Here is a 23264-nt window from a genome sequence, read left to right on the forward strand (position 1 = left end):
CAAAGGGGGCCTCACGATGACCATCACCATTACCGCCTTTGAACGCTCACCTGATGGCGGCATGGGGCTGGCGCGTGACACGCGCGTTCGCTGGGCGCTGGAGGAAGTGGGCCAGCCTTACGAGGTTCGCCTAGTTTCGTTCCGTGCGATGAAAGAGCCCGCCCATCTGGCGGTGCATCCCTTCGGGCAGATTCCGACCTATGAGGAAGACGATCTCACACTGTTCGAGACGGGAGCCATCGTATTCCACATCGCCGAATGCCACGCAGGCCTGCTGCCGGATGATGCGAACACCCGGGCGCGCGCGATCACATGGATGTTTGCCGCGGTCAACACGGTGGAACCGCCGATCCTCGAACTCGTAACGGCCAAGATTCTGGAGGGCGACAAGCCTTGGGCAAAGGAGCGCATGCCGCTGGTCGCGGATCGCGTGCGCGATCGGATGAAACAACTTGCCGCTCGTCTGGGCAATGGCGACTGGCTCGATGGCGCGTTCAGCGCGGGTGACCTGATGATGGTATCGGTACTGCTCAGGGTGAGACCGTCGGGCATTCTGGACGAATTTCCAAATCTCGCTGCCTATGTCGCCCGCGGCGAAGCGCGGCCCGCCTACAGGCGGGCTTTCGATGCGCAATTGGCAGTTAACACCAGGCCGCCGATCAGCTGATGGGGCGCCGACGCTCGCCGCCTATGCGTCGCGCCGTGCCGCACTGATCGCCCGCCAGATGCGCTCGGGCGTTGCCGGCATGTCGAGATGCCGCACGCCGAGCGGCGCCAGCGCGTTCATCACGGCGTTCATGATGGTGGCGGGCGCTGCGATGGCGCCGGCCTGTCCGCTTCCCTTGACGCCGAGGCGATTGGCGCGGCTCGGAAAATCGGCGGTTAGATGACCTTCGAAATCAGGAAGATCGTCGGCGCGCGGCAGCGCGTAGTCCATCAGCGAGCCCGACAGGATCTGACCCGTCTGTTGATCGAACAGTGCCTGCTCGAACAGCGCCTGGCCGATGCCCTGCGCGACGCCGCCATGGACCTGCCCCAGCGTCAGGCGCGGATCGAGCAAGCGGCCGTAATCGTCGAAGATAACGTAACGATCGAGTTTTGCCGCGCCCGTTTCAGGATCGATCTCGACTTCGGCAAGGTGGCAGCCGTTCGGGAACGTGTAGCGGTCGCAGAGATGGGTGGCCTGATGCGTCAGGCCGGGCGCGACATCGTCGCCCGGCGCCTGGTAGGAGGCACGAGCCACCTCGTCGAGATTGATCTCCTGTCCGGTCGCGGCCACGCGCAGCATGCCGGCCTCGTATCGGACCGCGTCCACGCCGGCCTGCAGCAGACGCGCGGCCAGCCGCCGCGCATTCTCGATCACGCCTTCAGCCGCCATCAATAGCGCCGTGCCGCCCTGATGCATCGAGCGCGCGCCGCCATGGCCGCCGCCGGAATCGAGATCGTCGGTGTCGCCCTGGTGGAAGCGGAAGCGCTGTAATGGCAGGCCGAGTGCGTCGGCGGCGATCTGCGCGTAGGTGGTCTCATGGCCCTGACCGTTGGAATGCGTGCCGACCTTCAGCTCGATCAGCCCGTCCTCCGCGACGCGCACCTCCGCCACTTCATTGGGCGTGCCGCGCGCCGTTTCCAAAAAACAGGCATAGCCGAGCCCGCGCAGCCTGCCCCGCGCCCGCGAGCTCTTCTGGCGCGCCTTGAACCCGTCCGCCGCCGCGACCGCGGAATCGATCGCGTGCCGAAAACTGCCCTGCTCAACCGAAAGCCCCATCGCGCTGGCATGGGGAAAGCGGCGAAAGATATTCTTGCGGCGCAGTTTTAGCGCGTCGATCCCGATCTGGTTCGCGGCAATGTCGATGCAGCGCTCGATCAGGTAGTTCGCCTCGGGCTTGCCGGCGCCGCGATAGGCGTCGACCGGCGTGGTGTTGGTGAAGACGCCCCTGGTCTCGAATGCGATCAGCGGAATATCGTAGACGCCGCCCATCGCGCTTCCCATCGCCAGGGTCGGCACGACCGGCGCCACCGTCGAGACATAGGCGCCGAGATTGACGAACACTTTTGTGTCGAGCGCCAGGAAGCGACCGTCACGGTCGAGTGCAAGGAGGGCCCGCACAAGACTGTCCCGGCCATGCACGGAGCCGACAAAATCCTCGTTGCGATCCCCGATCCATCTTACGGAGCGGCCGAGCCGCCGCGCCGCCCACAGCACCAGCACCCATTCCGGATAGAGGACATTCTTCATCCCGAAGCCGCCGCCGACATCGGGAATGCTGACGCGAAGCTTGTCCCTATCGACGTGAAAAACATCGTCGGCAAGCGGGTTGCGAATGCCGTGCGCGCCAGCGGCCGAAGCGGTCAGATGCAGGCGGCCGGTTGCGGCATCGAACTCGCCGAGCGCGCCGCGCGTCTCCAGCGGTGCGGCGACGACGCGGTTGTTGACCAATTCGCATTCCACGACATGGGCGGCATCGCGGATGGCCGCTTCTACCGGGCCGATCTCGCCGCGGTTGAACTGGAATGCGATGTTGCCGGTGGCCTGCGGCCAGACCGATGGCGCGTTCGGCCCAATCGCTTGCGCGATCGCGACGACGGGCGGCAACGGCTCATAATCCACGGCGACAGCCTCAGCGGCATCGCGCGCGGCCTCAATGTTTGCCGCGACCACGAACGCGACAGGCTCGCCGACATAGCGAACGATGCCCTGCGCCAGCGCGTGACAGGGCGGCACCACCAGAGGCGTGGTCATCGGGATCTGCGTCACCGTGCAGGGCAGCGGGCCGATAATGTCGGCAGCCAGATCCTCTCCCGTCAGCACGGCGGTGACGTCGGGCATTCGGCGCGCCGCATCGGCATTGATCGCACGGATGCGCGCATGTGCATGCGATGAGCGGACCGCGACGCCATGAAGCGCTTTCGGCGCCGCGAGATCGGCGACATAACGCCCGCGTCCCCGCACAAAGCGCTCGTCTTCAAGGCGGTTGATGCTGCGCCCCAGCAACGGCTCGGTCATGCCGAATTGTATGGAATCGGGCCGCGGCAAAGGCAATAGGCCGCGCTGCCGCGTGCCGAGCCTCTCGTCCTGGCGTCAGGCTCGCGGCGACTGTAGGCCCGGCGAGTTGAGCCACTCGCTCATATGCGAGGCGGTCTCATCCTGCCGCGCTTTCCGGAGCAGGCTCTCGCGCTCCGGTCCGGGTGGGAGCGATTTGGCTTTGGTGCGCAGTCGTATCGCCTCTTCAGCGAGGCGTTCCTCGAGGCTGGTAGTCTGTTTGAAACGACGCCGTTTCTGCATGCTCTGCTCCATTCATTGGAAAACGGCGGAAAGCACGACAGTGTGTTCTCTTCACCGATGGATCACAGTGACAAAGCGTATTTAGCTATTGCGCCTGCGGTCTGTTCGCTACTTGACTTAGCTCCGGGCTTTATCTGCAAGCACGGAAGGAACGGAAAACGATTGGCTCGAATGGAGCAATTGTAGCCGCTGGCGTAAAGCTGGCGTCGAGCAGTGCCGCGTTCCCACTTTGCTCCGCTTCGTTCACGTCTATGCCAATTGCCTGGCACACCTCCACGACCGCTGCCCCGGTCCCCGAGCCGGGACGCTTGTCTGCTGCATCGCCGCGGCAGGCCGACCTTCCTCCGAATAAGCCGCGCGACCGTAGTTCACCCGTCTTGCGGGAACTTGATTCGTCTGACGTCCTAGCCGGCGGCACTTTCAGGAGCGAACCATGCTCAAAACTGTTCTTGCGATGGCGATCGTAGGTCTTGTTGCCTGCGCCGCCGGGATCGTGATTTTCGAACGCCTCGCCCGTGTGCGCCACCCGCAAGTCGGTCCACCGCCGCGGCGCCGCGCGTTCTGAGCCGCAATCTGCGGCATCCGTTTCGGCGAACTGCGCCGCCGAACTGATAACGACAAGCTGACAACGAAAATAGAACGCGCCCGTGAGGGCGCGAAGCCGCCGCTTAAGGTCGGTGGACGAACCGGCGACCTAGGCGGTCGCAGAGTGCTCAGCGCCCTGCAGCTTGCGCTTGCGCCAGACCGATCCGGCGATCAGCACAATGGCGATGCCGATGATGCCGAGGACCACCTCGCCGCCATGCCCGTTGTTGGCAAACTGCGGCGCCATGCCGAGCGACTTGAGAAAGCCATCGAGGCCGGTGCCGACCGGGCCGTTGAAGAACGCATGCAGATGCGGCTGCAGCGCCGGATCGGTCGCCATCACCTCGCCGGCGATCCAGCCGAGCAGGCCCGCGCCGGCCCACACCAGCGCCGGAATCCGCGTCAATAGCGCCATGATCAACGCGGCTCCCGCGACGATCAAGGGCACGCTGATGGCAAGACCGATGACGAGCAGCGGGATGCTGCCATTGGCGGCGGCGGCAACGGCGATGACGTTGTCGAGGCTCATCACGATGTCGGCGATCGCCACGATCTGCACGGCGGCCCACAGATGCGCAGCCGCTTCCGTGTCGCTCTCGTCCTCATGTTCGGGAACCAGGAGCTTGGCCGCGATCACCAGCAGCGCCAGGCCGCCGACCAGCTTGAGGTAGGGCAGCGCCATCAACGTTACGACGATGCCGGTGAAAATGATGCGCAGGAAAACGGCGACGCCGGCGCCGAGGACCATGCCCCAGAAGCGCTGGCGCGGCGGCAGGCCCCGGCACGCCATCGCGATGACCAGCGCGTTGTCGCCCGACAAGAGGATGTTGATCCACATGATCTTGCCGAGCGCGACCCAGAACGCAGGTTGCTGCACCTCGGTCTGAAACTGGGTGAAGAACCCCGTAATCGTCGCCGGATCAAGAATTTGCAGCAGCCAGTTCACAGTCTTCTCCCCCCACGGCCTCGGAGCCGTTAGCGCGCGGCTATTGCCTGCCGCGCTTCCAATCGATCAGCCGACGATCTCGTTACCTGAGAAGAATTGCGCGATCTCGATCGCGGCAGTTTCCGGCGCATCCGAACCGTGCACCGAGTTCTCGCCGATCGACTTCGCGTGAACCTTGCGGATCGTGCCGTCCGCCGCCTTCGACGGATCGGTCGCACCCATCACGTCGCGGTACTTGGCGATCGCGCCCTCGCCCTCCAGCACCTGCACGACGACCGGGCCCGAGGTCATGAACTCGACCAGTTCGCCGAAGAACGGGCGCGCCTTGTGGACGGCGTAGAAGGTTTCCGCCTGATCGCGCGTCATGCGAATGCGCTTCTGGGCCACGATCCGCAGGCCCGCCTTCTCGATCAGCGCGTTGACGGCGCCGGTCAGATTGCGCGCGGTCGCGTCCGGCTTGATGATCGAGAAAGTGCGTTCAATCGCCATAGTTTACGTCCTTGCAAAACGTGGTTGGAGAGTTGCCGGGGCTTATATCGGCGCGATCCCGGGACGGCAAGCGACCCGGTGACGCGCCTCCCCACCCCTTTTCGGCGTGCTTTCGCGGCGGCACACGCGCCCGTAGGGCAAAGATTACCGCAATTTCACGCAGGTGAACCCTGTCTGAAACAGCCGTGGCGCCTTCATTCAGCTTCGCGGCCGTAGACTTGGCCATGATCGAACGCAAGGGCATGGGCATCCGCCGGCCCGGGGCGTCACGGGACCCGATCTCACGGATGGTGCCAAACGGCGCCGAACTTTGAGGAGATGACCATGTTACGCAAACTCTCGCTCGTTGCAGTGGCTGCGGCTTCGCTTGGTGCAGCCGCGTTGGCGCCGACCTCGGCCTCGGCCTGGGGCGGTGGCTGGCACCATGGCGGCTGGCACCACCACCACGGCTGGGGCTGGGGTGGCCCCCGCGTCTTCATCGGCGGCCCAGCCTATTACGGCGGCGGTTATGGCGGCTGCTACGTGCGGCGCCTGGTTCCGACTCCCTGGGGCCCGCGCTGGCGGCTGGTGAACCGCTGCTACTGACCCACCCCGATTGGACCTTTCCCCCTGAGACTGATGCCCCGGCCGCCGCGCCGGGGCTTTTTTTTTGCGGGAACTATTTGCCGGGACACGCTTTCTGCGCACCCGCCGATAGAACGCGGGCCGCCTGTGCACGCGAAACCAAATTCGCCGCTGTGACTTGACCCATAAATTAACACTCAAGCCTTGCGAGCGCTGCGAGGTGGAACTCGTCAGAGGCCGCCATGGATACCCGAATCGACCACAATTCCGAACAAATCGATCACAGGACATGCGTCTCGATTTGCGACGCGATCGGCGAGCGGCTGCAACAGAGCATGCGCCCCGAAACCGAGCTGTCGCCCCGTCTAGAGGAGCTCGTCGAAGAACTCCGCCGCCGCGACAGCGAGCTGCATTGAGCGCTGCAATTGGGAGTGCCGATTTACTGACATAGAGGTTGCGTTTGGCGCCGGCTCCGGTGACAACGCCGCATGCTTTCCATTTCAGATATTTCGATCCGGATCGCCGGACGGCTCCTGATCGACAGCAGCACTGTGCAGATCGTGCCGGGTGCGCGCGTCGGCTTCGTCGGCCGCAACGGCGTCGGAAAATCGACACTGTTTCATGCAATCCGGGGCGACCTGCCGATTGAATCCGGCAGCATCACCCTCCCGCCGCGCTGGCGCATCGGCAGCCTGGCGCAGGAGGCGCCCGACGGTCCGGAAAGCCTGATCAATGTCGTGCTGAAGGCCGATTTGGAGCGCGATGCGCTGCTCCGCGAGGCCGAAACCGCCGACGATCCGCACCGCATCGCCGAAATCCAGACCCGGCTGGTCGACATCGACGCGCATTCCGCACCGGCCCGCGCCGCCGCGATCCTGTCTGGCCTCGGATTTTCCACCGCGGACCAGGCGCGGCCGTGCTCAGAATTCTCCGGCGGCTGGCGCATGCGGGTGGCGCTGGCGGCGACGCTGTTCGCCGCGCCCGACCTGCTACTGCTGGACGAGCCGACCAACTATCTCGACCTCGAAGGCACGCTGTGGCTGGAAGACCACCTCGCGAGCTACCCGCGCACCGTCATCGTCATCAGCCATGACCGCGACCTGCTCGACACCTCGGTCGACCAGATCCTGCATCTCGATCGTGGCAAGCTGACGCTCTACAAGGGAACCTATACCTCGTTCGAGGAACAGCGCGCGATGCGCGAGATGCTCGACGCCAAGCACGCCAAGCGCCAAGCCGACGAGCGCAAGCGGCTGCAGGCCTTCGTCGATCGCTTCAAGGCGAAAGCCTCGAAAGCCCGCCAGGCCCAGTCCCGCGTCAAGATGCTGGAGCGGATGAAGCCGGTCACTGCACTGGTAACGCAGGACGTGCGTGAAATCACCTTCCCGGAGCCGGAAAAACTGCTGTCGCCGCCGATCATCGCGGTCGACGACGTCTCGGTCGGCTACGATCCGAAAACGCCGGTGCTGAGCCGTGTCACGCTGCGCGTCGATACCGACGACCGCATCGCCCTGCTCGGCTCCAACGGCAACGGCAAGTCGACGCTGGTCAAGCTGCTCGCAAGCAAGCTGCAGCCGTTCTCAGGCAGGATCACGCGGGCGGAAAAGCTTTCCGTCGGCTATTTCGCGCAGCATCAGGTCGACGAGCTCAACCTCGACGCCTCGCCCTACGATCACGTCCGCCGCCTGATGCCCGATGCGATCGAGTCCAAGGTGCGCGGACGTGTCGGCGCGATCGGCTTTTCCGGCAAGGCCGGCGATACCCTGGTCAGAAGCCTGTCGGGCGGCGAGAAGGCGCGGCTGTTGCTCGGGCTCGCCACCTTCTTCGGCCCGAACATGATCATCCTGGACGAGCCGACCAATCATCTCGACATCGACAGCCGCGCCGCGCTGGCGGAGGCGATCAACGATTTTCCCGGCGCTGTCATCATGGTCTCGCACGACCGCTATCTGATCGAGGCCTGCGCCGACCAATTATGGGTCGTCGCCAACAAGACGGTGACGACCTATGACGGCGACCTCGACGATTACAGGCGCATGGTGCTGTCGCTCGATGCGCGCGGCGCTTCCCGCGAAAGGCAAAAGGAGACCGCAAAACCGGAACGGCCAAGGGGCGAAAGGCGGACACCGTTGAAGCAGCGGATCGCAGAGGCGGAAGCGGAGATCGAGCGCATCACCGGCATCATCGCGAAGATCGACACCGCGCTCGCGCTGCCCGACCTGTTCACCCGCGATCCCAAGCAGGCCGCGCAACTCAGCAAGGCGCGCGCCGGCGCGGAAGATGCGCTGCGGCGCGCCGAGGAAAACTGGCTCGAGGCCAGCGCGGAATTCGACGCGGCCGCGGGCTGAAAATGCTTATTGCCGCGAGACTTACGTGGCCGACCTTTTCTTCGGCCTGGCGCCCTTGGCCGGCGCCACCGGCTCCGGTCCGCGCTCGATCGAGGTCAGGCGTCCCGCGGTGAAGGTATAGAGCCCGGCGCGCGGACCGCGTGAATAGGTGACGACCGCCACGCGATCGCCGCGCGGGTTGTTGGACAGACTGACATTGTCGGGCGCGCCGATGCCGCGCACGACGTCGCATTCGGTGTGACCGAGCGCGACCGTGCCTGTCGTCGACGGCGGCGGACTGCCGGCGGCTCCGTCCGCCAGCGCCGTGGCGCCGGGCGCGCCCATGCCGGGACAGCCGCCGTCGGCCGCGACGAGCTCATCGGGCATGACCGCCTTGGTCGGCGTCAGCGGCGGCGTTTCGATCGACACGTTGCGGATGAACACGCGGCCTGAGCGCTGAAACCAGTCCGCATCCTTCGACAACAGATCCGCGCCACTCGCACAACCCGCAAGCGCAGGTCCGAGCAAGAGCAGCGTCAGCAATGGCTTTCGATTGATCGTTCTGCGTCGCACGCTAAGACCCTGGCTCCGCCCTCTACTGTAACTGCTTGTCCGACCATCACTTTGCGGCACCACCATGGCTACCCGCAAGCTCCGGCCCAGGAACTTAACAATTATCATTAATTCCCACAGATCGCTATTGCCGCCGCTGCCACCGTCCCCGCTCATCGGCCTGCCAATAGGTCACGTCGAACCCTCGCGCCTTGCAGTCGGCCCAGGCGCCGCGCGCCGCGCTCAGCGCCTCGTCATCGTCGCCGTTGAACACCAGCACTACGCGTTCATAGCTGTCGCAATCGGCCGGCAATGTGGCGTTGTCGATCAGGAACCTGACATTGGCCTGGTTCGGATTGCCCTCCTCGATCGACAGAATGATCGGCTGGTCCTGCGCGTCGCCGACGCGCCAGGTGGCATGCGGCAGGAACGAATCGTCGCTGTAGGTCCATAAGTGAGCATCGAGCGCCTCGGTGCGTTCCGGCGAAGTCGATTGCACGACCACGCGCCAGCCGCGCTCGAGCGATTTTTCCAAAAGCGGCGGCAATACGCTTTCGAGCGACATGCCCTGCAAATGATAGAACAGGACTTCCGTCATTCACCTGCAACCGAGTTACCTGGTGGCTTCGTAATATTTCGCGACCAGCCGGTCCAGGAGGCGCACGCCGTAGCCGGATCCCCAGGAGTGGTTGATGTCGGTTTTCGGCGCGCCCATCGCGGTTCCCGCGACGTCGAGATGCGCCCACGGGGTGCCATCGACGAAACGCTGCAGGAACTGCGCGGCCGTGATCGAGCCGCCGTGGCGTCCGCCGGTGTTCTTCATGTCGGCGAACTGCGAATCGATCAGCTTGTCGTATTCAGCGCCGAGCGGCATGCGCCAGACGCGCTCGCCGGTCTCATCGCCGATCTTGCTCAGGCGCTCCGCCAGTTCGTCATTGTTGGAGAACATACCGGCATATTCAGTGCCGAGCGCAACCATGATCGCGCCAGTCAGCGTCGCCAGATCGATCATGAATTTCGGCTTGAACTTCTTCGTCACGTACCACAGCACATCGGCCAGCACGAGCCGGCCCTCGGCGTCGGTGTTGATGATCTCGATGGTCTGGCCCGACATCGAGGTGACGATATCGCCGGGACGCTGGGCGTTGCCGTCGGGCATGTTCTCGACGAGGCCTATGGCGCCGACCGCATTGACCTTCGCCTTGCGCGCGGCGAGCGCATGCATCAGCCCGACCACGCAGGCCGCGCCGCCCATGTCGCCCTTCATGTCCTCCATGCTGGCGGCGCCCTTGATGGAGATGCCGCCGGTATCGAAGCAGACGCCCTTGCCGATGAACGCGACCGGCGCATCGCCCTTCTTGCCGCCGTTCCAGCGCATGATCACGGTGCGGCCCGGCTGCGTCGAGCCCTGCGCGACGCCGAGCAGCGCCCCCATGCCGAGCTTTTGCATCGCCTTGACGTCGAGCACTTCGACATCGACGCCCAGCTTCTTGAGCTGGCTCGCGCGGCGCGCGAATTCGACCGGATACAACACGTTCGGCGGCTCGTTGACGAGCTCGCGCGCAATGATCACGCCGTCCACGACATGGCCCGCCGGCGCGAACGCTTTTCGCGCGGCGGCGACATCCTCGACGGCGATCGAGACGTCGGCACGCAGCGCGCCGTTGTCGTTATCCTTCTTCTTGGTCTTGTAGCGATCGAACTTGTAGGCGCGCAGCTTGAGGCCCGAGGCAATCGCCGCGGCGGCATCGGCCTGCATCGCCCCGTCAGGCAGTTCGGCGATCACGGTGACGGTTTCGCTGGCGCCGTTGAGCTTGCCGGCGGTGACGCCGCCGAACTTTAGAAAATCCTTCTCCTTGATGTCGGCCGCCTTGCCGACGCCGACCACGATCAGCCGTTCCGCCTTGATTCCCTCCGGCGCCGGAATATCGAGCGTCGATCCGCTCTTGCCCTTGAACTGGTTGGCCGCCGCCGCCCGCTTCACGGTATCGGCGGCTTTTCCCAGCGCCTTCCGCGTCGCCTCGCCGAACTTCAACGTGTCGTCGCAAAAAGCCACGACAACGCCGCGGAGAGCTGCGGAAAAAGCGACAAAGCCGACTTTGACGGCGTCGGACATAGGTAATCCTCCAGAATGGGGCTGTTCGTGACGGGTCCGGAATCGGCCCGATTATGGAATGTTCTCGCAGCTAACGGCCCAAATCGCTCCGGACCTGACGTTTCCGGCACTATGACCTGCAAGCCGCGTCACTGCCAAGCGCCGCAGTGGCGAGAAGGCCACATTAGGCGAATTGTTAACGGTATCAGGACGCCGCCATGGCCCGGCCATTTTGTTGACAGATCAAAGGGATGGTAGTGAGAGAAGTGACGGCCTGACAACAGGCGGCCCGGCCAAAGGGGAACCCTTCCAAAGGGGTTGGTCGGAAGCTGCCCGTCAGGCGTGCTGGGGCGAGATCGTACGGGTAACGATGGGGTCTATCGACAGGTACATCTTCCGCACGACGCTCGCGTCGTTTGCGCTGGTCCTGGTCAGCCTGACGGGCGTGATCTGGATTACCCAGGCGCTGCGCGGCATCGACCTGATGACCAGCCAGGGCCAAACCATCATCACCTTTCTCGGCATCACCAGCCTGGTGATTCCGGCGCTGGTTTTGATCATCGCGCCGATCGCGCTGATGATCGCGATTTCCCACACGCTCAACAAGCTCGCCACCGATTCCGAAATCATCGTGATGAACGCCGCCGGCTTCTCGCCATATCGGCTGTTCCGCCCGTTCTTCTTCGCCACCTGCGTGGTAGCGCTCCTGGTCACCTTCATCGGCTCCTATCTCGCCCCCGACGGCCTGCGCCGGATCAAGCAATGGGACGCCGAGATCACGGCCGACGTGCTCACCAACATCCTGCAGCCCGGCCGTTTCGCCCAGCTCGACCAGAACCTGACGATTCGCATCCGCGAGCGGCAGCCCGGTGGTGTGCTTGGCGGCATCTTCGTCGACGACCGCCGCGATCCCAAGGAGCGCGTCACCATCATTGCCGACCACGGCACGGTGCTGAAGAACGAGACCGGCTCCTATCTTGTGCTGGAGGACGGCAATCTTGAACGTTTCGAGGCGGGAAAGCGCGATCCGGCCTTTGTCGCCTTCGTTCGCTACGCCTTCGACATGTCAAAGTTCTCCAATCGCGGCCGCGACGTCGCGCTCGGCATTCGCGAACGGTACCTTTGGGAGCTGGTTTCGCCCCCGGAGGACGACCCGACCTTCAGGCAGCTTTCCGGACAGTTTACCGCCGAGTTGCATGACCGCTTCATGGCGCCGGTCTATCCTTTTGCCTTCGCGGTCCTGACCTTCGCCTTTCTCGGCACGCCGCGCACCACACGGCAGAGCCGCAATTTCTCGATCGGGGGATCCATCCTGGCGGTGTTCGGCCTGCGCATGGCGGGATTCGCCTGCTCGGTGATGACCGTCAAGACGCCCGCCATGGCTCTCGTCCAGTATTCGATGCTGTTTGCCGCGATTGCCATAGGGCTCTGGATGATCGTCGGCGGCATCGTGGTGGAGCCGCCGGCGGCGCTGATGGAGGCGATCAATCGCTCGAATGCGCGCCTGGCGCGGTTCTTTGGACGGCCGGCCGCAGCTTGAGCATGATGACCAATACGCTCGGGCGATACTTCGCCGGCCGCTTCCTGATCTCGGCGGTGGGCGTGTTTGCGAGCATCTTCGTGCTGCTCGTACTGGTCGACTACATCGAAATGGTCCGCAAGACCTCCGGCCTCGCCTCCGCCTCCGCCATCACGGTGGCGCAGACCTCGCTGTACCGGGTGCCGCAACTGCTCGAAAAGCTGATGCCATTCTGCGTCCTCATCGGCGCGATGACCTGCTATCTCGCGCTGTCGCGGCGGCTCGAGCTGGTGGTGGCGCGGGCGGCCGGCGTGTCCGCCTGGCAGTTCATCTCGCCGGCGCTGGCAAGCTCGATCATCCTCGGTATGCTGGCCACCGTCGCCTACAATCCGATGTCAGCCAACCTGCGCGAACTGTCCAAGCGGATGGAGGCCGAACTGTTCGGCTCGGCGCCCGGCGGCGGCATCCAGGACGCCTCCGGCTTCTGGCTCAACCAGATCAACAGCGACGGCCAATCGATCATCAACGCCGCGCGCAGCGAGCAGCAGGGCGTCCGGCTAACCGGACTGACCGTGTTCCGATTCGACCCCAAGCTCCAGTTCGAGGAGCGAATCGAGGCCCGCGAGGCCTCCCTCGAGGAAGGCCGCTGGGCCTTTAAATCGGTACGAAGATACTCCCTTGATAAACCTCCGGTTGATCAGGAGACGTATTACCTCCCAACCACCCTCACCCCGGCCCAGGTCCGCAACAGCTTCTCCACCCCCGAAACCGTGTCCTTTTGGCAACTGCCTGGCTATATCCGATCCTCGGAGAGTTCGGGCTTCGCGACCGCAGGATACCGTTTGCAGTACCATAAGCTCATCGCACAGCCATTTTTGCTGGCTGCAATGGTGATGTTGGCGGCTTCCGTGAGCCTTCGCTTCTTCCGGATGGGCGGCGTGCAGAAGATGGTTTTGAGTGGCGTGGGCGCAGGGTTTCTGCTCTACGTTCTATCGAAAGTTACTGAGGATTTGAGCAAGGCTGAGTTGATGCATCCCATCGCTGCGGCGTGGTTGCCCGTCTGTGTGGGCGGCCTCACCGGATTTTTGGCCTTGTTGTACCAGGAGGACGGGTAGTGGCCGTTGTCGCCGCCCGCCAGTTGAGGTCGCCTGCGTTCAGGCGGTGCACCCCCGTGCGCCGCTGTCGAGCCCGTTTGGCCGCCGTTGGCGTACCGATGTTTGCCCTGCTTGCCGGGTTGGTCCTGGCTGGCTCGATGGAGCTTGCCCTGACCGTGCCGGCCTCGGCGCAAGGCTTCACCTACAACCCGCGCCCGCCCAAGCCGCCGCCGCGGCCGGTGAGCAATGACGGCCGCATGACCGTGCAAGCGGTCGAGGTCGACTACGACTACAACAACCAGCGCGTGTCGGCGGTCGGCAACGTGCAGATGTTCTACAACGGCACCAGCGTGGAGGCCGACAAGGTCGTTTACGACCAGAAGACCAAGCGGCTGCACGCGGAAGGCAACATCCGCCTCACCGACGCGGAAGGCAAAGTCACCTACGCCAACATCATGGATCTGAGCGACGATTACCGTGACGGTTTCGTCGACTCGCTGCGCGTCGACACTGCCGATGATACGCGCATGGCGGCATCCCGCGCCGACCGTTCGGCCGGCAATTACACCGTGTTCGAAAACGGCGTGTATACCGCCTGCGCACCGTGCAAGGACAATCCGAAGAAGCCGCCGCTCTGGCAGGTCAAGGGTGCGCGCATCATCCACAACCAGACCGACAAGATGCTGTATTTCGAGAACGCGCAGCTCGAATTCTTCGGCGTGCCGATCGCGTATCTGCCGTACTTCTCGACGCCCGATCCGACCGTGAAGCGCAAGACGGGCTTCCTGATGCCCGCCTACAGCTCCAACTCGACCTATGGCTACGCGGTGGAGACCCCGTTCTACTGGGCAATCGCGCCGGACTATGACGCGACCTTCAATCCGCGTTTCACCACCCGGCAGGGCGTGCTGTTCCAGGGCGAGTTCCGCCAGCGGCTGATTAACGGCTCGTACCAGATCCGCGCCTATGGCATTAACCAGCTCGATCCCGGCGCGTTCGCCGGACAGCCGGGCGACCGCGACTTCCGCGGCGGCATCGACACCAAGGGCCAGTTCGCCCTCAACGACAAATGGGTCTGGGGTTGGGACGGCGTCCTGCTGTCGGATTACTACTTCTTCTCAGACTACCGGCTGGCGCAGTATCGCGATCCCTTGGGCTCGTTCCTGAGCCTGCCGACCGAAGCGATCTCGCAGCTCTACCTGACCGGCGTCGGCAACCGCAGCTTCTTCGACGCGCGCACGATCTATTACCTCTCCTTCTCCGGCAGCCAGGACAAGGTGCCGGTGATCCATCCTGTCATCGACTACAACAACGTCTTCAACCACCCGATCCTGGGCGGCGAGGTCAGCTACAAGACGAACTTCACCAGCCTGTCGCGCACGACGGCGGCGTTCGACCCGATCACGACGCTGGCCAACACCAACGGCCTGTGCCTGACCGCGTCGGCTGATCCGCTCGCCCGCATCCCCTCGCAGTGCCTGCTGCGCGGCATGCCCGGCACCTATACGCGGCTCACCGCCGAAGCGCAGTGGCGGCGCTCCTACACCGATCCGATCGGCCAGATCTGGACGCCGTTCGCGATTCTGCGCGCCGATGCGATCGACGCCTCGATCTCGAACCAGCCCGGCGTTTCGAACTTCCTACCCGTCGGCGACACCCAGGCGCTCCGCCTGATGCCGACGGTCGGCCTCGAATATCGCTACCCCTTCATCAATGTTCAGCCCTGGGGCACCACCACGATCGAGCCGATCGCGCAGATCATCCTTCGGCCGAACGAGACGTATGCCGGCAAGCTGCCGAACGAAGACGCGCAGAGCATGGTGTTCGACGCCTCTAACCTGTTCGCGGTCGACAAGTTCTCCGGCTACGACCGCGTCGAAGGCGGCGGCCGCGCCAATGTCGGCGTGCAGGCGACCACCCAGTTCGATCGCGGCGGCAGCGTCAACGTGCTGTTCGGCCAGTCCTACCAGCTGTTCGGCCTGAACTCGTTCGCGGTGGCGGACGCGACCAATACCGCGCTCAATTCCGGCCTGCAGAACACCCGCTCCGACTACGTCACCCGCGTCAATTATTCGCCGAACCGCACCTATACGTTCAGCGTGCGCTCGCGCATCGATGAGGCGACGTTGAATGTCAATCGGTTCGAGGCCGAGGGACGTGCCTCGTTCGACCGCTGGTCGGTCAGCATGATGTATGGCAACTACGCCGCCCAGCCGGAACTCGGCTATCTGACCCGGCGCGAGGGCCTGCTCGGCACCGCATCGATCAAGCTGGCGTCGAACTGGGTGGTGTCGGGCGCAGCGCGCTGGGACCTTGAAGCCAACAAGCTGAACCAGTACATCATCGGCGCTGGCTATGTGGACGATTGCTTCGTGCTGGCCGCCAACTACGTCACGTCCTATAACTATTCGGCCGGAGCGGCGCCCCCGGTGCTCAATCACGCTTTCATGCTGCAGATTGGCCTGCGGACCATTGCGAACTCGTCTTCGTCGGCCGGCCCCGCCGGTTTCCAATAGGCCTGACCGTGCCGGAAGGTAGCCAGCGCCAGCGCGGTACGATTGGTTGATGCGGCTGATATGACATGACCCCCCCTATGCTCCGGCCTCGCCGACTGCACTCCCTGACCGCCGGCTGCGCCCTCGCGCTGGCCACGCTGGCCGCCGGGATTTCACCGCTGCCGGCGCAGTCCATCGTCTGCATGGTCAGCGGCGAGCCGATCACCGGTCTCGACATCGAGCAGCGCACCAAGCTCAACTTCCTGACCACGCGCAAACAGTCGACGAAGCAGGAAATCCTCGACGAGCTGATCAACGACAAGGTGAAGATCAAGGAAGCCAAGCGATATGGCGTCGATCCCGGCGTCAGCGACATGGACCAGGCCTTTGCCGGGATGGCTCAGCGGATGCGTCTCACGCCAGAACAGCTCAGCAAGTCGCTGGAGAGCCAGGGGGTGCGGCCGGAAACGCTAAAAGCCCGCCTCAAGTCGGAGATGGTCTGGGGCAGCCTGGTGCGCGGCCGCTTCAAGGAAAGCCTGCAGGTCGGCGAAAAGGACGTCGCCGAAGCTGCCCAGCAAAGCGGCGAGTCGACCCAGGTGGACGCGTTCGAATACCGGCTGCAGCCGATCGTTCTGATCGTGCCGCGCGGCTCGGCGCAGGGCGCGATCGATCAGCGGCGCAAGGAAGCGGAATCCTTGCGTGAACGCGTGCAGAGCTGCGATCAAGCCAACGACTATTTCAAGTCGATGCAGAATGCCGCGATCCGCCCGGTCGTCACCAAGACCTCGGCCGACATCCCCGGCCCGCTGCGCGAGCTCCTCGACAAGACGCCGGTCGGCCGCCTGACCCCGCCCGAGATCACCAAGCAGGGCGTCGAGATGGTGGCGCTGTGCGAGCGCAAGCCGACCAAGATCGACACGCCGAAGAAGCGCGAAATCCGGGAAAAGATGTACACCCAGAAATACGAGGCAAAGTCGAAGGCCTACTTGGCGGATATCCGCAAGGCCGCGATGATCGAATGCCGTTGATGGCCGGAGATCCGAATTCCGAGGCTGTGAAGACCAGGTCTTCGAATATCAAGGCTCTCGCGCTGACATCCGGCGAGCCGGCGGGGATCGGCCCCGATATCGCGCTCACCGCCTGGCTGCGCCGCAGCGAACTCGACCTGCCGCCTTTCTATCTGCTCGGCGATCGCGCGTTCTTCACCGAGCGGGCGAAGCTGCTGGGCCTGTCGGTCGCGTTCGCCGAGGCTACGCCCGAGGACGCCTGTGCATCCTTTGCAAAAGCCCTGCCCGTGGTGGCCACCGGCGAAACCGCCACCGCGCGCCCCGGACACCCTGATGAGAGCAGCGCTAGCGCCGCGCTTGCCTCCATTCGCCACGCGGTCGATCACGTCAGGAACGGACGCGCCGGCGCCATCGTCACCAACCCGATCGCCAAGAGCGTGCTGTATCGCGCCGGCTTCCGCCATCCCGGCCACACCGAATATCTCGCCGAGCTTGCCGCCGACGGCGGAAGCGCGCCGCAGCCGGTGATGATGCTGTGGTCGCCGGCGCTCGCCGTCGTTCCCGTTACCATCCATCTGTCGCTGCGCGAGGCCGTGCTGCGCCTGACCAGCGAGTTGATCGTGACGACCGCGAAGATCGCGGCTGCGGACATGAAAGCGCATTTCGGCCTGGCGCGGCCGCGGCTTGCGCTGTCGGGCCTCAATCCGCATGCCGGCGAGGACGGCTCGCTCGGCAGCGAAGACATCGAGATCGTGGCGCCCGCCGTCGAGGCGCTATGCAAGGCCGGCATCGACGCCAGGGGCCCGTTGCCGGCCGACACCATGTTTCACGCCGCGGCGCGCAAGACCTATGACTGCGCCGTCTGCATGTATCACGATCAGGCATTGATCCCGATCAAGACCATCGCGTTCGAGGACGCGGTGAACGTCACGCTGGGATTGCCGTTCATCCGGACCTCGCCGGATCACGGCACCGCCTTCGACATCGCCGGCACCGGCAAGGCCAACCCGTCGAGCCTTGCCGCGGCGCTACGGCTCGCCGCGCGCATGGCGGCGACCAGGCCTTTATGAGCGCGATCGACGATCTGCCGCCGCTGCGCGAGGTCATCCGCGAACACTCCCTGTCGGCGCGGAAATCGCTCGGCCAGAACTTTCTGCTCGATCTCAACCTCACCGCGCGGATCGCGCGCGCTGCGGGTCCCCTCGAAGGCGCCACCATCATCGAGGTCGGCCCCGGGCCCGGCGGGCTGACACGCGCGCTGCTCGCGCTCGGCGCCAAGCGCGTCATCGCGGTCGAGCGCGACGAACGCGCGCTGGCCCCGCTCGATTACATTGCCAAGCGCTATCCCGGGCGGCTCGAGATCGTCCATGCCGACGCGCAGCATTTCGATCCGAGGCCGATGCTCGGCAACGAGCGCGCCAGGATCGTCGCCAACCTGCCCTACAACATCGCGACCGCGCTCCTGGTCGACTGGCTCTCGATCGAGCCATGGCCGCCCTGGTACGACATGATGGTCTTGATGTTTCAGCGCGAGGTCGCCGAGCGCATCGTCGCGCGTGAGAATGAGGAGGCCTATGGCCGCCTCGGCGTGCTCGCCAACTGGCGTGCCGAGACCAAGATCCTGTTCGACATTTCCCCGGCCGCTTTCGTGCCGCAGCCCAAGGTAACCTCCTCGGTGGTGCGCCTCGTGCCGCGCGCAGTCCCTGAAGCCTGCGACCGCCGCGCGCTCGAGCAGGTCGCCGCGGCCGCCTTCGGCCAGCGCCGCAAGATGCTGCGGCAGAGCCTGAAATCGCTGTCGGTCGACCCGGCGCGCCTCGCCGCGGCCGCACAGATCGATGCGACAAGGCGCGCCGAGACCATCCCCGTCTCGGGCTTTGTTGCCATGGCTCGGGAATTGGTCGATATACGAAACACAAGAACAAACGCCGTATAAGGAGTGAACACCATGGCGCGAATGGTCCGCCAGTCTCTCGTCAAATTCGATGCGCCATTGTGCGAAACCGTCGTCGACACGCCGAAGCCACAGGGGCGCGAAGTTCTCGTCCGCATCGAGCGCTGCGGTCTCTGTCATTCCGACCTGCACATCCAGGACGGCTATGCCGATCTCGGCGGCGGCAAGAAGCTCGACACCACGCGCGGCATGACGCTGCCGTTCACGCTCGGCCACGAGATTGCCGGCGTCGTCGACGAAGTCGGTCCCGACGCACCGAAAGAGCTGATCGGCAGGAAGCAGGCGGTATTCCCCTGGATCGGCTGCGGCCAGTGCCGCGACTGCGCCAATGGCGATGAAAATCTCTGCGTCAAGCAGCGCTTCCTCGGCGTCTCCATCGATGGCGGCTTTGCCACCCATGTGCTGGTGCCCGACGCGAAATACCTGCTTGATTACGATCCGCTGCCGGTCAACCAGGCGGCGACGCTGATGTGCTCGGGGGTAACCGCCTACGGCGCGCTGAAGCGGTTGGTCGACCGGCCGCGGCAGCGCAACCTGCTGCTGATCGGGCTCGGCGGCGTCGGCATGATGGGGCTGTCGTTCGCGCAGGCGATGTTCAAGCAGAACATCACGGTCGCCGATCTCTCGCCAGCCGCGCGCGAGACCGCGCTGAAGAACGGCGCAGCCAATGCCTACGATCCGTCCGAGCCCGAGGTGGTCAGGCGCATCCTGAAGGAAACCGAGGGCGGCTTCGACGGCGTCGTCGATTTCGCCGGCAACGAGAAATCGATGCAGTTTGCCGTTTCGACGGTAGCGCGCGGCGGTAAGGTCGTGGTCTCCGGCCTGATGGGTGGCAATTTCAGCCTGCCGATGGTGCAATGGGTTTACAAGCGCATGACCATCGAGGGCTTCATGGTCGGCACCCTCACCGAGGCCAAGGAACTGATGGCGCTCGCTCGCGCCGGCAAGATCAAGCCGACGCCGATGAAGGAAGAGCCGATGGCCGATGTCCAGAAATGGATCGACGAGCTGCGCGCCGGCAGGGTCGTCGGGCGCATCGTGCTGAAGAACTGAGGCACGCGCGTCACTGCGATGACGAATTGCAGTGACGCGTCGCCGTCAGGTTACCCCCGCGGTCCCCACAGAATGATGGCCGCGCCGATCAAGCACAGGCAGGCGCCCGCGACGTCCCAGCGATCCGGGCGAATGCTCTCGACCATCCACAGCCAAGCCAGCGACGCGACAATGTAGATGCCGCCATAGGTGGCGTAGGCGCGTCCCGCAGCATTGGTCTCGACGAGCGTGAGCAGATAGGCAAACAGGATCAGCGCGAGCAGGCCGGGAAAGAGCCACCAGGCGGGCTTGCCAAGGCGCAGCCAGCCCCAGAAGGCGAAGCACCCGGCGATTTCGGCGATCGCGGCGCCGGTATAGGCGACAGCAGTTTTCATGGAGCGAACGTCGCACGGCATCCGTTGCCGCTCAAGGCAACGGATCGTTGGCTGGCGCGGATCAAGCCCGCAACATGCGGATCAGAGGCTTCTCGATCACCGGCCAGAAAACGGCGACCGTTATCAATGTCGTCGACAGCGCCATCATGACGAGCGTCGACCTCGCCGGCCTGCGCCGCGTGCGTCCGGATTGCCATGCGACCCATCCCCATGCGCCGAGGACGGCGAGGACCGCAAGCGCGGTGACCCACACATGGACGCTGACAAGCCACGCCAGGAGCGTCCCGGTACTGGCGAGAACGGCGGCTGGCAGCGCAAACGGCAGGACGCAGCACACGCCGCAGGCGACCGCGCCGGTCGACAGCGTCATCGACGTCACACCCGCGGCCTTCGATCCGCGTGGCTCGTTCGAGGACATCTTCAGCGTCGCCGCCGGGCTCGCACACGCGCAGGAAGACGTCGGCGCGCGCGCCAGGAACTGTTCGAACAGGCTGACTGCAGCTTCGCGCACCGCTTCGGGAGCGGTGATGGTGAGGCGGAGTTCACCTTCCGCCTCCTGCAGATCGAAGGCGAGGAAGCCGCAGCATCCCTGCTCGCTGCGGACCATCTCATGCACGCGGGCGCGCGCTTCCGGCGCATAGCGCAATTCGAGCACGAGGCCGTCGCGGCGGTGGCTCCGGAGCGCATCCCTGTTCAGGGCGGCAATGCAGGAAAGCCGGTCCTTGTGCTCTCCCGGCGTCAGCGTGCAGGCGATGGGGGCGGCTTCGACGATCGACATGCAAGGTCTCTCCTGAAGGTGATTGGATCGGACGTTGCTGGGATCGTACTTCTTCAAGTAACTTGAGCTTCAAGCGAAATGTTTGCCAGGGAAAAGATAGAGAAAAACAGATCGATGAGCGCCATGAAGATAGGCGCGCTGGCCCGCCGCACCGGCACCAATGCGCCGACGATCCGCTACTATGAGGAGATCGGGCTGCTGCGGACGGCAAACCGCCAAGCGGGCGGCCAGCGCGTTTACGGCGACGCCGATGTGAAGCAATTGACCTTCATCCGCCGCTGCCGCGAGTTCGGCTTCTCGATCGATCAGGTGCGTTCGCTCGTTGCGCTGATGCAGGATCCATCGCGCTCCTGCCTGCATGCCCGAGACCTTGCACACGGGCATCTGGTCGCCATACGCGCGAAACTCGCCGAGCTTAAGGGATTGGAACGCAGCATCGCAGCTTTCGTCGCGAGCTGCGATGCGTCATGCGCCGGCGGGCCGGGCCCTGAATGCGTCATCCTCGATGATTTGTCGAAGGGCCGGACGGCAAGGTCCAAGTCTTCAGCCCGGCGCTCGAATTGCAGTGCGTGTTCGTAACGCGGACTCACTGTGCAGCTGCCGCTTATCTCGCGGCTTTTTGGACCGGTCGGACAGGCTACCGTCATTCCGCCGCGGCCAGCTTCTTCCCCCGCGGCAGGAACGGCTTGAACGGCCGCTTGATCGCGCCGGTGCAGGCACGCGTGACGGTCTTGCCGCCGTCGGTCCAGCTCTGCGTGCCCTTCAGCTTGGCGCTACGCCGCACGAAGCTGCCGCTATATCTCGCCTCATATTGCTGGCTGCCGCCTTTCCAGCTGCCCTGAAGATCGATCTTCGTGCCGCTGACCGTGCCGGTGCCCTGCTCAACTGTGGCCTCGACCGCGGCGTTGCGCAGCCGCACCACGTGGGTGTAGCGCGCCGCGTCGCCGGAAATCGTGACCTCAATGGCCTCGCGCATCTGGCCGCTGGTGAACGGCAGTTTCTCGCAAACCATGGTGCCGCGATAGGTGGCGTCGAGCACCTGCCCCGCCACGGGCGTGCCCGTCGCCATCATCATCGCTGCCGCCAGCACCGCACGACCGCCCCGCACCATGGGCTGCCCCCGAAAATTGCTTATTTGCCGCGGACGCCCGACCGCGGGCCCGCCGCTTTAATGGGCGCATCGTACCGGGCCTGGAGGGTAACGTCGATAGCGGCCAAAGCAGCTTCGCTGCCGCAACATGCCGGTGAGCTCAGGCTCTGCGGCGGTGGCGCGCGGCAACGGCGCCGGTCAGCAAGCTGGATCGCCGATCGGCGGCTCGCTTTCCACTGCCCCCGTTCCGATCAGCCATTCCCGCTCTTTTGCCAGCAGACGATAACACGCGGCTGTCGCCGTATCGCTTCCGCAGCACCTCTACATCCGTTTTCGCAGCGAGCGCTTCGAATTCGGCCGCTCGCTCCAGGTAGTCCGCAACGCTGCGCACGATGCCCTCTTCATTTCGGGGGTTGCAGACCGGGCGAGCGCAGCCACTCGTCCATGTGCGCGGCGGTCTCGGCCTGTCGCGCCTTCCGTTCGAGTTCATGCCGCTCGGTGCCGGGCGGCAGCTTCTCGGCCTCCGCACGCCAACGTTCCGCTTCCTGCGCAAGGCGATCCGGAAAGGATAGAATGTGCTTGAAACGGCGTCGCTGCATGGCGCTACTCCATTCCATGAGAAGATGGCGGGAGCGCAATTGGCGATCTCATCACCGATAGATGCCGGGAACGGTGCGGTGACGGGAACATCCTGTTCCCTATCGATAGTCCCCGCCAGCAGTTTATTTCGTTTCCTCTGAGAAACTTCCTGATTTTGGCTCAAGTGGCGGCATCTGAGTAATTGCCGCTGACCGAGGACGCCACGACTTTCGGCGTACGCAGCCATGCAGCCGAGCATTCATCGCTGGGATCGCGACAACCGGTTGCACCGCCCCCGCAATGCCCTCTAACGGAATTGAGAGCCATCCGACGCCGAGACAAACCAGGACATCACGGCAGTTCTTCTGGCTTGAATTCTTGTCGCATCGCCATCGCGCTTGAGCTGCGCGAGCCAGGTCACCGCGGCCTGTCACTGAGGCCCGCAATCCTTTGCTCCGGGTGCGCAGATTGCTCGGCGGCGAT

24 protein-coding genes are annotated in these 23264 nt (G+C 64.6%); 13 read left to right on the forward strand and 11 right to left on the reverse strand.

Features of this window, described 5'->3' with window-relative positions:
* Positions 1-16 precede the first annotated feature (16 nt).
* On the forward strand, positions 17-667 hold the full coding sequence (locus RX331_RS21395) for a glutathione S-transferase family protein (protein ID WP_317251894.1): 651 nt from the start codon (positions 17-19) through the stop codon (positions 665-667).
* Between the two features lie 21 nt (positions 668-688).
* On the opposite strand, the gene RX331_RS21400 is transcribed toward RX331_RS21395, so the two are convergent.
* Both RX331_RS21400 and RX331_RS21405 read right to left on the reverse strand, forming a co-directional pair.
* Entirely contained in the window at positions 689-3004 is a 2316-nt protein-coding gene (locus tag RX331_RS21400) for a xanthine dehydrogenase family protein molybdopterin-binding subunit (protein ID WP_317251895.1), read from the reverse strand.
* A 75-nt stretch (positions 3005-3079) separates the two neighbouring features.
* Complete coding sequence (locus tag RX331_RS21405) at positions 3080-3283, reverse strand: hypothetical protein (protein ID WP_317251896.1); 204 nt, start codon at positions 3281-3283, stop codon at positions 3080-3082.
* Between the two features lie 433 nt (positions 3284-3716).
* Between RX331_RS21405 and RX331_RS21410 the strand changes: the two genes are divergently transcribed.
* Positions 3717-3848 (forward strand): hypothetical protein, encoded by a 132-nt coding sequence (locus RX331_RS21410; protein ID WP_317251897.1) that lies wholly within the window; start codon positions 3717-3719, stop codon positions 3846-3848.
* Between the two features lie 129 nt (positions 3849-3977).
* Here the strand turns inward: RX331_RS21410 and RX331_RS21415 are convergent, their stop codons facing one another.
* Together RX331_RS21415 and ndk are read right to left on the reverse strand one after the other, a co-directional pair.
* Positions 3978-4814 carry a TerC family protein gene (locus RX331_RS21415; RefSeq protein ID WP_317251898.1) on the reverse strand — a complete coding sequence of 279 codons (837 nt, stop codon included), beginning with the start codon at positions 4812-4814 and terminating at the stop codon, positions 3978-3980.
* A 66-nt stretch (positions 4815-4880) separates the two neighbouring features.
* Positions 4881-5303, reverse strand: a complete 423-nt coding sequence (gene ndk, locus RX331_RS21420) for a nucleoside-diphosphate kinase (protein WP_317251899.1) — start codon at positions 5301-5303, stop codon at positions 4881-4883.
* Between the two features lie 324 nt (positions 5304-5627).
* Between ndk and RX331_RS21425 the strand changes: the two genes are divergently transcribed.
* From RX331_RS21425 to RX331_RS21435, 3 genes are all read left to right on the forward strand, one after another.
* Positions 5628-5888, forward strand: coding sequence for a sulfur globule protein precursor (locus RX331_RS21425; protein WP_317251900.1), 261 nt, complete (start codon positions 5628-5630; stop codon positions 5886-5888).
* Positions 5889-6109: 221 nt separating this feature from the next.
* Positions 6110-6283 carry a hypothetical protein gene (locus tag RX331_RS21430; protein WP_317251901.1) on the forward strand — a complete coding sequence of 58 codons (174 nt, stop codon included), beginning with the start codon at positions 6110-6112 and terminating at the stop codon, positions 6281-6283.
* A gap of 72 nt (positions 6284-6355) precedes the next feature.
* The gene (locus RX331_RS21435; protein ID WP_317251902.1) at positions 6356-8215 is read left to right on the forward strand and encodes an ABC-F family ATP-binding cassette domain-containing protein; all 1860 of its coding nucleotides are present in this window, start codon (positions 6356-6358) and stop codon (positions 8213-8215) included.
* 21 nt (positions 8216-8236) lie between these two features.
* Here the strand turns inward: RX331_RS21435 and RX331_RS21440 are convergent, their stop codons facing one another.
* The 3 genes from RX331_RS21440 to RX331_RS21450 form a co-directional block, all read right to left on the reverse strand.
* Positions 8237-8767 carry a hypothetical protein gene (locus RX331_RS21440; RefSeq protein WP_410707949.1) on the reverse strand — a complete coding sequence of 177 codons (531 nt, stop codon included), beginning with the start codon at positions 8765-8767 and terminating at the stop codon, positions 8237-8239.
* A gap of 124 nt (positions 8768-8891) precedes the next feature.
* Positions 8892-9344 (reverse strand): DNA polymerase III subunit chi, encoded by a 453-nt coding sequence (locus RX331_RS21445; RefSeq protein ID WP_317251903.1) that lies wholly within the window; start codon positions 9342-9344, stop codon positions 8892-8894.
* 15 nt (positions 9345-9359) lie between these two features.
* Positions 9360-10862, reverse strand: coding sequence for a leucyl aminopeptidase (locus RX331_RS21450; RefSeq protein WP_317251904.1), 1503 nt, complete (start codon positions 10860-10862; stop codon positions 9360-9362).
* Positions 10863-11211: 349 nt separating this feature from the next.
* Between RX331_RS21450 and lptF the strand changes: the two genes are divergently transcribed.
* The 7 genes from lptF (at position 11212) to RX331_RS21485 (ending at position 19960) form a co-directional block, all read left to right on the forward strand.
* Positions 11212-12381: an LPS export ABC transporter permease LptF gene (lptF, locus tag RX331_RS21455; protein WP_317251905.1), complete on the forward strand. Its 1170-nt coding sequence runs from the start codon at positions 11212-11214 to the stop codon at positions 12379-12381.
* Complete coding sequence (gene lptG, locus RX331_RS21460; protein WP_317251906.1) at positions 12378-13475, forward strand: LPS export ABC transporter permease LptG; 1098 nt, start codon at positions 12378-12380, stop codon at positions 13473-13475. The genes lptF and lptG overlap by 4 nt, the downstream gene beginning before the upstream one ends.
* 98 nt (positions 13476-13573) lie before the next feature.
* Positions 13574-15970 (forward strand): LPS-assembly protein LptD, encoded by a 2397-nt coding sequence (locus RX331_RS21465; RefSeq protein WP_317251907.1) that lies wholly within the window; start codon positions 13574-13576, stop codon positions 15968-15970.
* Between the two features lie 77 nt (positions 15971-16047).
* Positions 16048-16977, forward strand: coding sequence for a SurA N-terminal domain-containing protein (locus tag RX331_RS21470; RefSeq protein WP_317251908.1), 930 nt, complete (start codon positions 16048-16050; stop codon positions 16975-16977).
* Positions 16977-18026, forward strand: a complete 1050-nt coding sequence (gene pdxA / locus RX331_RS21475) for a 4-hydroxythreonine-4-phosphate dehydrogenase PdxA (RefSeq protein ID WP_317251909.1) — start codon at positions 16977-16979, stop codon at positions 18024-18026. Before RX331_RS21470 ends, pdxA begins: the two co-directional genes overlap by 1 nt.
* The gene (gene rsmA, locus RX331_RS21480; RefSeq protein ID WP_317251910.1) at positions 18023-18889 is read left to right on the forward strand and encodes a 16S rRNA (adenine(1518)-N(6)/adenine(1519)-N(6))-dimethyltransferase RsmA; all 867 of its coding nucleotides are present in this window, start codon (positions 18023-18025) and stop codon (positions 18887-18889) included. The genes pdxA and rsmA overlap by 4 nt, the downstream gene beginning before the upstream one ends.
* 12 nt (positions 18890-18901) lie before the next feature.
* Positions 18902-19960, forward strand: a complete 1059-nt coding sequence (locus RX331_RS21485) for an alcohol dehydrogenase (RefSeq protein ID WP_317251911.1) — start codon at positions 18902-18904, stop codon at positions 19958-19960.
* A 50-nt stretch (positions 19961-20010) separates the two neighbouring features.
* Here RX331_RS21485 and RX331_RS21490 read toward each other — a convergent pair whose 3' ends face one another.
* Positions 20011-20334 carry a YnfA family protein gene (locus RX331_RS21490; RefSeq protein WP_317251912.1) on the reverse strand — a complete coding sequence of 108 codons (324 nt, stop codon included), beginning with the start codon at positions 20332-20334 and terminating at the stop codon, positions 20011-20013.
* A 61-nt stretch (positions 20335-20395) separates the two neighbouring features.
* Entirely contained in the window at positions 20396-21112 is a 717-nt protein-coding gene (locus tag RX331_RS21495) for a hypothetical protein (RefSeq protein ID WP_317251913.1), read from the reverse strand.
* A gap of 114 nt (positions 21113-21226) precedes the next feature.
* Here RX331_RS21495 and RX331_RS21500 point away from each other — a divergent pair, with 114 nt between their 5' ends.
* Positions 21227-21691: a helix-turn-helix domain-containing protein gene (locus RX331_RS21500; protein ID WP_317251914.1), complete on the forward strand. Its 465-nt coding sequence runs from the start codon at positions 21227-21229 to the stop codon at positions 21689-21691.
* A 64-nt stretch (positions 21692-21755) separates the two neighbouring features.
* Here the strand turns inward: RX331_RS21500 and RX331_RS21505 are convergent, their stop codons facing one another.
* Positions 21756-22223, reverse strand: coding sequence for a hypothetical protein (locus tag RX331_RS21505; protein WP_317251915.1), 468 nt, complete (start codon positions 22221-22223; stop codon positions 21756-21758).
* Between the two features lie 380 nt (positions 22224-22603).
* A complete protein-coding gene (locus RX331_RS21510; protein WP_317251916.1) occupies positions 22604-22801 on the reverse strand; it encodes a hypothetical protein in 198 nt (65 codons plus the stop codon).
* Positions 22802-23264 lie beyond the last annotated feature (463 nt).

The sequence above is a fragment of the Bradyrhizobium sp. BWA-3-5 genome (assembly GCF_032917985.1).
Lineage (GTDB): Bacteria > Pseudomonadota > Alphaproteobacteria > Rhizobiales > Xanthobacteraceae > Bradyrhizobium.